Here is an 11,613-nt window from a genome sequence, read left to right on the forward strand (position 1 = left end):
TTTGTTGTGCGTTACCACAATAAACTGAGAGTCATCAGAGAACTTACGGATAATGTTATTGAACTTGTCAATATTCGCATCATCCAGAGGAGCATCTACCTCATCAAATATACAGAATGGGGCAGGCTTTAACAGGTAAATAGCAAACAGCAGGGAAATAGCGGTTAGGGTTTTCTCGCCACCTGACAGCTGGTTGATGGTGAGAGGGCGCTTCCCTTTTGGCTGGGCCATGATCTCTATTTTAGAATCCAGTGGATTCTTTGGATCAGTAATCACCAGGTCGCAGTTGTCTTCTTCTGTGAAAAGGCTTCTGAACACCAGTTTAAAGTTGTTCTTTATCTGTTCAAAAGAATCCAGAAACTTCTCCTTTGCCACTGTATCGATTTCATTAATAGTATCGATAAGAGTGTTTTTAGCATTTATAAGATCATCGCGCTGCTCGGTAATAAACTGATTACGCTCCTCTATTTCTGCATAGGCTTCTGCTGCCATAGCATTCACAGGGCCCATTTTGTCTAAAGATGATTTAACTGAGGCGATGTGCTTGTTCAACTCATCATCAGTAAGCGGAATAAGCTCATTTGATTCAGGGGGAGCAGCGGTGAATTCTTCGGTAGAGATGTTAAACTCTGCAGCCAAACGTTCCTGTATAGATACCAGTTTTATCTGGGTATCATTAATAGTTTGCTGCATGCGCATAAGAAGCTCATCACTGTTCTGGCGCTTACGCTGGAGTTCACGGATGGTCTTTTCTTTTTCATCCAACTCACCCCTGAGGCTGAAGTACTTCTTCTCGATCTCTTCCAGTGCCAATCCAAATTCATGACGGGCATCTGCCATTGTTTCCACTACTGCTTCATTTTCTTCTATAAAAGCAGTGGTTTCCTCCTTTTCTTCCTCTGATTTAGCTAACTCAGCTTTTAAAGTTTGTATCCGCTCCTGGTTCGTTTCAACTGTTTTCTGCTTATAACTTATCTCCTGCTGTAAGCTGCTGAAGCGGTTCTTGAGTTGGTGGTACTGAATATTTTCCTGATTGTATCTGCCAGAGATGATGGTAATTTGTTCTTGTTGATGCTCTACCTGTGTGGCGACAGCAGCTATTTCCTGCTCCAGGCGCTGGAGCTCCTTTATATCGGCTTCTGCCTGCGGCGATACCTCCAGTGTTTGCTCGCGCAGCTCAACCAACCTTTCCTGCAGTTCATCTCTCTTCTGATCGAAGTTCTTCAGGTTCTGCTGGTATTGCTCGTGTTTAATACGCACGGTCAGGAGGTCCTGCTGTTGCTTCGCAACTTCTTTTTCCAGTAGCTTGATGGCTTCGCGTTGTGATTCGTTTTTATGGTTTAGCAGAATCCGGTTTTGCGTGGTAACACGACTCTGTAAAAGATCGGCTTGCTTCTGCAAATCGTTTACTTCAGCTTCTAATTTCTCCAGGTTTTGCTTTCGCCCTAACCTGTTCCCATCAAAAACTCCTACGGAACCACCCGATAAACTCAGCGGCTTACGTATAGCGCTACCATCTTTCAGAATGATGGTCTTGTATTCACTGCCGTACAGTTCATCTTCGGAGTCATCGCTGATGTAGACGTTGCGGAGCATGTATTTCATCAGACTGCTGTACTTCTTGTCAGCTGATGCTACCTCGTAAGCTGCCTTTAATTTCCCTTCGCTGAACGTTGCTGTTGGCTCCAGTTCTTCAATTTCAGAAAGTATGATAAAGTTAGCCCTTCCCTTATTCTGGCTCTTAAGTAAGCTGATAGCCTCCACTGCATCCTGCAGCTCATCAACTACAAAGTAGTTCATGTATTGCTCCAGGTAGCTTTCAATAAGTGGTTTATACTCAGCCTCACATGCCAGAATATCAGAAAGGAGAGGGGCAGGCTTTTTCCATTCATCTGATTTACTCAGGAATTTGATAGCTTCCGGAAAACCTTCCATGTTCTCTACCAGGGACTTTGTCAGGTTATACTGGTTTTGCCGGGAGTCAAGGGAACGGTTTAGCTCTACCAGTTGTGCTTTAAGCTCTTCAATGCCCTGCTCAGTAGCTTCAATATTTTGCTGTAGAGTTTCCTCATTCGCCTGAAGCCTTACTAACTCCGATGTTTTTTCTTCCAGAATTTCCTGTGCCTCCTGTAACTGCTCCTGAAGGATCCGGCCTTCTTCATCAGCATTCAACTGTTGGTTCTGAAGCCTCTCCAGTTCCTGGTTTATATTCTGGATCTGAACCTGGCCTATCTCCAGTGATTTGCTGAGCTGGTATACTTCATTCTGTTTAGCCTTGTGCTTCTGGAGTAGCTCCTGATACCCTTCCTGAATTTCTGCTTTCTGCTCATTGGCCTCCTGAAGCTGCTCCTTCATTTCTGCCACCTGCTCTTCGGCCACAGCAAATTTATCCTGCACCTCCATCAGTTCATCACGCAGCTCAAGGATACTTTCCTGGGTATGGTCCAGGTTAGCGGTATCCTGACTTATTTGCTGGCGAAGCTGTTGCATACGTTCCTGCAGGAAATTGCTACGTTCTGCCTTTAGCTTTATGTCGTTTTCCAGCTGACGGAGTTTAGCCGTCTGCACCTGCATTGTCTTCTGGCTTTCAGCCAGTTCCTGCTGTGTGTTGTTTAGTTCTTCTTTCTGGTCAGCGATCGCATCCTCTGCTTCCGTAACAGTAGCTACATAGCCCTCTTTCAGGTTTGTTTCCTGCCGTACATCCTGCTGCAGTCGCTCCAGTGTGTTCTGATACTGCGAGATATTCCTTCGGGCATACTCCAGGCTATGCTTCTTATAGTCTTCTTTTAACTGGAAGTATTTAATAGCCTGCTTAGCCTGGCGCTCCAGGGTTTTCATATTCTTGCCGATCTCAAAAAGCACGTCTTCTACGCGCTCCAGGTCAGCATCCGTTTCTTCCAGCTTTTTAAGCGTCTGCTTTTTACGAACCCTGAATTTGGAAATACCCGCAGCCTCTTCGAACAGCAAACGTCGTGAATTCTCCTTATCGTTCAGAATTTCATCTACCATCTTTAGCTCGATGATGGCATAGCTGTCAGAGCCGATCCCTGTATCCAGGAACAGCTCATTGATGTCTTTCAGGCGGCAGGGTACACCATTCAACAAGTATTCACTGTCGCCGGTACGGTAGTACTTTCTGGTAACAGTTACCTGGGAATACTCTGTTGGCAGAATTCCCCTGTTGTTGTCAAAGGTGATGGAAACCTCCGCCATCTGGGTTGGTTTGCGGGTTTTGGAGCCGTTAAAGATCACGTTCTCCATTTTATCGGAGCGCAGGTTCCTTGTTTTCTGCTCTCCGAGCACCCAACGAATGGCATCTACAATGTTAGACTTGCCACATCCGTTCGGACCAACTATACCTGTAATCCCGTTGTCAAAATTTATAACGACACGGTCGCCAAAGCTTTTGAACCCTTTTATTTCTAATCTTGATACTTGCATTCGCGTTCGCGGAAACTCTTCAATCCAGTTTCAAAAATAAGAGTAATTATTTAATGTATGCGTTTAAAGGAGAGCTTTAATTACAGACATTCTTATAATAATTAGTTTGTTTTTATATATTTGGTAAAACCACAACCGGCATGGACGATTTTAAGATCATTCTTTATATACTGGCAGCTGTAGCTTATTTTCTGCTTACACAGTGGCGTAAAGCTTTTAAATCGCCTGGAGAGGATGAGGAGGAGTTGCCGCAGCCGAAAAGAAAGCGTGTGGATCAGGATTTTCCTAATAGACCTGTTACTTCTTTTGAAGATATTCTGCGGGAGCTTCAACCTAAGGCCGAGAAAGGAAAAGCAGTGATAGAATCCGCAAGGGAAGAGGTAAGGGGGAATGTACCTCCATTAGCACCCGTCTTAGTACCAGAAAGAAAGTATAACAACTATGAAGACGTAGCTCCCAGAGCGCTATCGTGGGAGAAACGAGCTGAGGCGATTGAAGCTGCAAAAAACTCAGCAATGAAAAGAGAGAAGGCTTTTAAAGTATATGAGCAGGAGGAGAGAAAGCAGCCAACCAACCCTTATGCCGCACTATTAAAGAATCCTGCTACCGTTCGGGATGCTGTTATCTTAACAGAGATCTTTAACAGGAAGTACAGCTAAGATATATCAACTTATTTTTCTGCCCGAATCAATCCCCGCCTGAAATAGGGAGGCCTGATGTTCTCATCATACATAAAAATCATATACCCATCAGAGTAACTGGTTCTGAAGCCATAATCTTTTAATACGGCCGCTATTTCTTCCTCATCCTGTTGTTTGTGGTAAGTTGTTATGGCCACTTTAAGATGAGGCGTTGTTTTAAGAAGCGTTTGTGTTCCGGTTAATAAATCAGCCTCAGCACCTTCCACATCTGCTTTTATAAAATCAACTGTACCTTTTTCTTCAAAAAAATGATCAAGAGAAACATGCTGTTCATCGTTTTTATCACTGACAAACTTGTTCACGATCTCTACTTTCTCTTTCCAGGGAGCAAAGGTGGCCTCCAGGGCTTCTATCCATTCAGAATCCGTTTCAAATAAATACAACTTCTTAGCTTTCTCTACGACACTTAGCGAGAAATTGCCTTCAGCAGCGCCTGCATCAACGATCACATCACCCTCTGCTATAGTATACTTATCTGTCAGGTAAAGGTGAGGAGACTTAGGATCTTGCTCCAGTAGCAGGTATGTATAGCTTCTTTTTATCTTTCTTACACCCCAGCTTCTTTTAAAGTATAGCTTTTTACCTTCGTGGTTAATGTATCTCAAGCCAAGAAACTTATCCAATATCACCTCAACCTCCTTGTTTTTATACTTTTCCGTAAATGAATGCGGGAAAACATGAAGTCGGTTATGGCGGAGGAAGTGTAAAGCTTCTTTTTGCTCAGAAGTTAGTTCCTCTTCCGGAACCTGAGCATAATAGGAAAGTATGTCCTGGCGTAACTTCTTTTTATAGCCGCTGTCTACAAGAAGGTTGAATTTAGCTTTTAAGAGTTTAGTGAACATGGCTTTCCTTTTGGAAGCAAGTAAGGGTAAAAATTAATTGTAAACAAGCTTGCTAAACGTCGTGCTTAAAGAAAGCTTACCAAGGCATAGGTTATAATGTTTGCTCCCATGCGTAGCGCCTGCTGCCTGATTGGTTCTGGGTCGTTATAGATTTCCTGGTCTTCCCAACCATTACCTAAATCAGTTTCATAGGTATAGAAACAAACAAGACGGCCTTTGTGTATGATGCCAAATCCCTGAGGAGGTTTATTGTCGTGCTCGTGTATCTTTGGCAGTCCGTTAGGGAAATCATATTTCTGATGGTAGATAGGGTGGTCGTAAGGTAGTTCTACGAAGTCATACTCCGGAAAAACTTTTTTCATTTCTTTCCTGATGTACTTGTCCAACCCGTAGTTATCATCAATATGAAGAAAACCTCCGCTTAAAAGGTAGTTCCTTAGGTTCTGTGCTTCTGTATCTGAGAAAACCACATTGCCATGGCCGGTCATATGAACAAAAGGATAGCTAAAAATTTCCGGACTACCTACCTCTACCACTGCCTCCTCGCTCGCAATGTTCATGTTGAGGTTCTGGTTACAAAACTGTATCAGGTTGGGAAGAGAGGTTTTGTTCGCATACCAGTCACCTCCTCCATTATACTTTAGCTTGGCGATTTTGAAGCTATAGTTTTGGGAAAAAGTTGCTGGCACCAGCGCAACAATAAGCAGCAGGGTGAAAAGGTATTTCTTCATATGGAAATTAAATCGCTTATACCTATAACGGAGCGTATATGTCGTGCAGTACATTTAAAGTATGGCAAGCTACCAGAGCAGCCGTTTCTGTTCTTAGCCTGCTATTACCGAGTGTAACAGGACGTATACCTGCTTCATACGCAGACTTTATTTCTGAAGGCGAAAAGTCTCCTTCAGGTCCTATTAATATGCAGTACGGTTGTCCGAAGCTGTAGTAGTCCTTTATGCTTTTGGTCGCATCGTCTTCAAGATGAGCGATAAAAGTTGCTTCCGGTACAGCTTTCTGCACGAAGTAGTGGTAAGGAGTCATATCGTTCAGAAGTGGCATGTACCCTTTCTGTGACTGCTTCATGGCACTAACGGCAATCTTTTCCATCCTGTCCAGCCTAAGATTTCGCCGTTCAGAGTGTTCACATAGTAGAAAAGTAATTTCACTTACACCTATTTCAACAGCTTTCTCAACAAACCATTCCATACGGTCCATGTTTTTTGTAGGAGCTACTGCAATGTGTGTGATATAGGGTAACTTGCCGTACTCAATCTGCTTATCTATGATCTGTAGCTTACATTTCTTTTGATGAGCATCCTGTATGATGGCTGTATACATTCCACCGACACCATCAACCAAATAAACAGTATCGCCATGTTGCAAGCGGAGTACACGGGTGCAATGCTTGGATTCTTCCTCTGAAAGCGTATAGAAGTCAGAGTTGATATCTGGAGTATAAAACAGGTGCACTTTGAATTATTTTTTACTTTTTAGTTTACTAGGATATGAAGCCTTTGTCTTTATACGGTTACCGATACTAATAATGGGTAGCGGCAAGGCAAAAATAAAAGCCTTCCCGTTTATAACAGGAAGGCTTTCTTTATTTTACTTTAACTTAGTCTATTGAAACCTCTACCTGAGGTGCACCAGCTAAAATTGACTGATTGGCATATTCCGAATACTTCGAGAAGTTCTTGATGAACTTAGAAGCAAGATCCTGTGCTTTAGCATCATATGCTTCTTTGTCTTTCCAGGTATCGCGTGGATTAAGAACTTCTGAAGGCACGTTAGGGCATGAAGTTGGTATCTCTACACCAAATACAGGATGCTTCACATAGCTCACGTTATCCAGCTGACCGTTAAGAGCAGCTGTAATCATGGCACGTGTGTAAGGCAGCTTCATACGGGAACCAGTGCCATAAGGACCGCCTGTCCAGCCGGTATTCACTAGCCACACATTTACATTATTCTCTTCCATCTTTTTACCCAACATTTCAGCATACTTAGTAGGGTGAAGCGGAAGGAATGCTGCCCCGAAGCAGGCAGAGAAAGTTGTCTGAGGCTCCGTTACGCCCACTTCTGTTCCAGCTACTTTTGCAGTATAACCAGAGATGAAATGGTACATAGCCTGGCTTGTGTTCAGCTTAGAGATCGGAGGTAACACACCAAACGCATCAGCTGTCAAAAAGAAGATATTTTTTGGTATATCTGCTCTGGACGGCTCAAAGGCATTATCTATATGGTAAATTGGATAGGCCGTACGTGTATTCTCTGTAACGGAGTTATTGGTATAATCAACTGTGCGGGTTCCTTCGTAGAAGCGTGTGTTCTCTACAATAGCGCCAAATTTGATTGCATCCCAGATCTGAGGCTCCTTCTCATGCGTCAGATCAATAACTTTAGCGTAGCATCCACCTTCAAAGTTAAACACGCTGTCCTTGGTCCAGCCGTGCTCATCATCTCCAATCAGACCACGATCAGGGTCAGCAGAAAGAGTTGTTTTACCAGTTCCTGATAAACCAAAGAAGATGGCGGTGTCGCCTTCCTTGCCAACGTTTGCAGAGCAGTGCATTGACAGTGTCTGGCGCTCCTGTGGTAGTATGTAGTTAAGAACACCAAAAATACCCTTCTTCATCTCACCGGCATAACCAGTTCCACCAATAAGAATCATGTTCTTCGTGAAATTGATGATGGCAAAGTTTTCCTGGCGTGTTCCGTCTACTTCAGGATTAGCTTTGAACTCAGGAGCACAAATGATAGTGAACTCCGGTTTGTGGTCCTTCAGTTGCTCTTTGGTAAGACGCAGGAACATGTTATTGCAGAACAGGTTCTGCCATGCCTGTGTATTAACGATACGCAGGTTTAACCTGTACTCGGGGTGAGCGCCCGCATAAGAATCGCGCACGTACAGCTTACGATCCTTCAGGAAGTCGATCATTTTTTCCTGTAGCTGATCGAACTTCTCCGGGTCGAAACCTATGTTGATGTCGCCCCACCAAACAGTATCTTCTGTTTTAGCATCCTTCACAATAAAACGGTCTTTTGGGGATCGACCGGTAAAGCTGCCGGTGTCGCACATAAGAGCGCCCGAGTCAGTCAGTACGCCTTCACCATTTTTGATGGCTTCCTCCACCAGCTCGGCAGGGGTCAGGTTCCAAAGAACCTCTTTAGCCTCCTTGATGCCTAAGCTTTCAAGACCTACTGCGTTAGATTTATCTCCAGATTCTTTCATTTGAAATTTTTGGGTTTTTAAAAATGAACGGTTAGCTACATAAGTATGGTACAAAAATATAAAAAAAGTATATCAATATATCTTGTTTAGGAAATATTGTCAGACTGGTACAAAATGTGTGGGAGTGCTATAAAATATTTGTCAGAGTGCATTTAAACTGATATATTTACTTTCTTTGTTTGCTAAAATAATCTAAACAACCAACTAATTTACATCTATGTCTTTAAGAGAACATACTGTCACCGATAAAATAACGGAGCATAATGCCCCGATAGGTGCGGACCCGACAGGCCCAGAAATGTTTGGACATCCGAAAGGATTGTTCTATCTGTTCTTCGCTGAACTTTGGGAGCGCTTCAGCTTTTATGGTATGCGCGCCTTGTTGGTTTTATACATGGTGAACGACCTTTTGTTTAGTGATAGTGTCGCATTTGGTATCTACGCAGCTTACGGTGCCTTAGTTTATGCAACCCCAGTAATTGGTGGTATGGTTGCCGATAAATTACTGGGCTACCGAAAAGCGATCATGCTGGGGGCTGTTTTGATGGCTATAGGCCACTTCGCACTAGCTGTTGAGCACCCCGTGTTCTTCTACGGAGCTCTTGCTCTTTTGATTGCTGGTAATGGCTTTTTTAAACCAAATATTTCTACGCTTGTTGGTACGCTTTACAAGCAGGGTGATGCTAGACGTGATGCCGGTTTCACTATCTTTTACATGGGTATTAACATCGGAGCGATGCTTGCGCCTTTAGTGTGCGGTTGGCTAGGGTATACCTATGGATGGCACTATGGCTTCGGAGCGGCTGGTGTAGGTATGTTAATCGGTTTGATAATGTTCTGGAATGGTGCCAGAACAGGTGTATTCGGTGAAAATGGTTTACCTCCAAACCCAGCTGCAGTAAAAGAAAAAGTTGCTGGTATAGCAAGAGGTACATGGGTGACCATCATCACGGTGCTTACATTGCCTGTTTTTGGTATTCTGCTGTTTCAGGGTATATTGGAGTTACCAGGAATAGGCTCTACTGAGTTTGACGGTCATCTGATTGACTACGCTATGTATTATGCGTTGCTTCCTGCTATTGCTCTTATTTTAATTTACAACCTTGTAAAGGTAGATAAAGTAGAGCGTCAGCGTCTGATAGTTGTTATTCTTCTTACGTTCTTTATCACTGTATTCTGGTCCTTCTTTGAGCAGGCTGGTTCTTCGCTTACGCTTTTTGCAGAGCGTAACGTGAACCTGACCTTCATGAACGCTGCGCAAACAAATTCTATTAACCCATTCTTTATCGTTTTGTTTGCACTTCCTTTCTCAGCTATGTGGCTTGCTTTATCTAAAAAGGGAGTAAACCCATTCACGCCTGTAAAGTTTGCACTAGGTATTGCTCAATTAGGCCTTGGATTCCTGGTTTTTGCCTGGAGCGCAAACTATGCTGATGCTGACGGACGCGTTTCTATCTGGTTCCTGATCTTAGGTTACCTGTTCATCACTACTGGTGAGTTATTTATTTCTCCGGTTGGTCTTTCTAAGGTAACGGAGCTTTCTCCTAAGAAGATAGTGGCCTTTATCATGGGTATCTGGTTCCTTTCTTCCTCTTTTGCTCACCATATTGCAGGTATCATTGCGAAGCTTACGTCAGTGAGCGGTAGTGGTGAAGAGGAGGTTTCCGGAATGGCATCGCTATTGGTTTATACCAGCGTGTTTGAACAAATTGCTTACGTGGCCTTTGGGTTTGCTGTTCTGGCTTTAATCCTGACGCCGCTTATGCGTAAATGGATGCACGGAATTCATTAATTTATATTTTAGTAAAATATAATTATAAAGCACCTGTTCTAGTGAGCAGGTGCTTTTTTTTGTTTTAAGAAATTAAACTTTTTGAGTGCGCTAAAATGTTGACGTGCAAATTATATTGGTTTCCTTTACAGGAAGCCATATATTATTGATTCGCCATTTTAAAAATTCAACTTTTAGCCCTTATGTATGTAACCTTTACAAAGTTGCACAAATTTGTTGTGTCTGTTTTTCTGATATCCTTATCTTCCTGTGAGGTAATTAATGCCGTAGATGATCTTGTAGTTTCTCAGCAGAATAAAGAAACCTACATTATCAGCAAAGGCAAACACGATTCTAACAACGGCTTTAAAAAGCTAAGTACTTCCCTTATCCGCTTTGAAGCAACCTTCGACAGTTCTGCTGTTTATACAACTGTTGATCCTGCTAACCAGGCTGACATAAACAAACTGTATGGTCTTTCCGACTGTAGCACACAGCACCATACGAACAGTGCACGATTTGGGTGGAGATGGTATAACAGTAGATTAGAAATTCATGCTTATACTTATTTTAACAAGCAGCGCTCATCTGAGCTAATCACTACTGTAGAACTCAATAAACCGTACTTATATCAGCTTAGGCTGGAGGATAATGAGTATGTGTTTATACTTAATGATGTGAAGGTAAGCAAACCTCGGAATTGTAGTGGGCCCGGGGAAGGTTATCAGTTGTATCCTTATTTCGGAGGTGACGAGGTTGCACCACATAATATAAAAATTTATCTGAAGGAGCTGTAAAATATAAATATATATTTGATAGATCCTAAATAAAAGGTTTGCGTAATTGAGTTTGTGAGATTGGCTTTGAAGTTGGTAATCAATAATACACCACTAATTAATCAACTATGCTAACTTTCAGAAAATCTATCAGAGTAACAGCCGCTGCGTTGTCATTTGTGCTGTTACTAGCTTCCTGCGAAAAAGACGCTTCCTTAGATGTAGAACCTAATTCTGACCCTGTCAAGTCCATTGATGGCGGACTAAGTGTTTCACAAGATGCCAGAAAAGGAGGACAAACTACTTCTTATACAACCTACCTCATTAAAAAGGGCCAGCATTCTTCGAGTAATTCTGGATTTAAGTCTTTAAGCACTAGCAGTCTCAAGTTCGAAGCCTTATTTGATAGGTCTGCTATTTATCAGACTGTTGATCCTGTCAATCAGGCAGACATCAATAAATTATATGGCATGTCTGACTGTGGGTCTCATCATCAAACCAATAGTGCCAGGTTTGGGTGGAGATGGTTTAACAATGCTTTGGAAATACATGCCTATGTTTACCGAAATGGTATAAGAGCATCTGAATTAATCGGTACTGTCTCTATTGACAAAGCTTACCAATATGAGCTTATTCTGGATGGGACCAATTATATTTTCAAAGTAGCAGGAGTAGGGGAAGCTATTTTGGCACGGGGTTGCAATGGTAAAGGTTCAGGTTATCAGTTGTACCCATACTTTGGAGGTGACGAGGTTGCGCCACATGATATTACCATCAAAATCAGAAATCTCTAAAAAGAGTAGTCATTATAAATAACAAAAGGCCGGGGTTGTACAACCCCGGCCTTTTG

At 42.7% G+C, this 11,613-nt stretch carries 9 protein-coding genes; 4 read left to right on the plus strand and 5 right to left on the minus strand.

Annotated elements, in window-relative coordinates:
* Positions 1-3,441 (minus strand): chromosome segregation protein SMC (gene smc / locus ACFSRY_RS17480; protein WP_377510861.1); only part of this gene is annotated, 3,441 nt, incomplete at its 3' end.
* A 140-nt stretch (positions 3,442-3,581) separates the two neighbouring features.
* Between smc and ACFSRY_RS17485 the strand changes: the two genes are divergently transcribed.
* Entirely contained in the window at positions 3,582-4,100 is a 519-nt protein-coding gene (locus tag ACFSRY_RS17485; RefSeq protein ID WP_377510864.1) for a hypothetical protein, read from the plus strand.
* An 11-nt stretch (positions 4,101-4,111) separates the two neighbouring features.
* Here the strand turns inward: ACFSRY_RS17485 and ACFSRY_RS17490 are convergent, their stop codons facing one another.
* The 4 genes from ACFSRY_RS17490 to pckA all read right to left on the minus strand — a co-directional run bounded on the left by ACFSRY_RS17490 (position 4,112) and on the right by pckA (position 8,216).
* Positions 4,112-4,984: an FkbM family methyltransferase gene (locus ACFSRY_RS17490; protein WP_377510867.1), complete on the minus strand. Its 873-nt coding sequence runs from the start codon at positions 4,982-4,984 to the stop codon at positions 4,112-4,114.
* 65 nt (positions 4,985-5,049) lie between these two features.
* Positions 5,050-5,715: a DUF4159 domain-containing protein gene (locus ACFSRY_RS17495; RefSeq protein WP_377510870.1), complete on the minus strand. Its 666-nt coding sequence runs from the start codon at positions 5,713-5,715 to the stop codon at positions 5,050-5,052.
* 22 nt (positions 5,716-5,737) lie between these two features.
* Complete coding sequence (locus tag ACFSRY_RS17500) at positions 5,738-6,454, minus strand: 16S rRNA (uracil(1498)-N(3))-methyltransferase (RefSeq protein WP_377510874.1); 717 nt, start codon at positions 6,452-6,454, stop codon at positions 5,738-5,740.
* A gap of 145 nt (positions 6,455-6,599) precedes the next feature.
* On the minus strand, positions 6,600-8,216 hold the full coding sequence (gene pckA, locus ACFSRY_RS17505; RefSeq protein ID WP_377510877.1) for a phosphoenolpyruvate carboxykinase (ATP): 1,617 nt from the start codon (positions 8,214-8,216) through the stop codon (positions 6,600-6,602).
* A gap of 217 nt (positions 8,217-8,433) precedes the next feature.
* On the opposite strand from pckA, the gene ACFSRY_RS17510 reads away from it, so the two are divergent.
* The 3 genes from ACFSRY_RS17510 to ACFSRY_RS17520 all read left to right on the plus strand — a co-directional run bounded on the left by ACFSRY_RS17510 (position 8,434) and on the right by ACFSRY_RS17520 (position 11,557).
* Positions 8,434-10,008 (plus strand): peptide MFS transporter, encoded by a 1,575-nt coding sequence (locus ACFSRY_RS17510; protein ID WP_377510880.1) that lies wholly within the window; start codon positions 8,434-8,436, stop codon positions 10,006-10,008.
* 182 nt (positions 10,009-10,190) lie between these two features.
* Entirely contained in the window at positions 10,191-10,784 is a 594-nt protein-coding gene (locus ACFSRY_RS17515) for a hypothetical protein (protein WP_377510883.1), read from the plus strand.
* Between the two features lie 107 nt (positions 10,785-10,891).
* Entirely contained in the window at positions 10,892-11,557 is a 666-nt protein-coding gene (locus ACFSRY_RS17520; protein WP_377510886.1) for a hypothetical protein, read from the plus strand.
* The last annotated feature ends 56 nt before the right edge of the window (positions 11,558-11,613 follow it).

The sequence above is a fragment of the Pontibacter locisalis genome (genome assembly GCF_042684605.1).
Classification (GTDB): Bacteria; Bacteroidota; Bacteroidia; order Cytophagales; family Hymenobacteraceae; genus Pontibacter; species Pontibacter locisalis.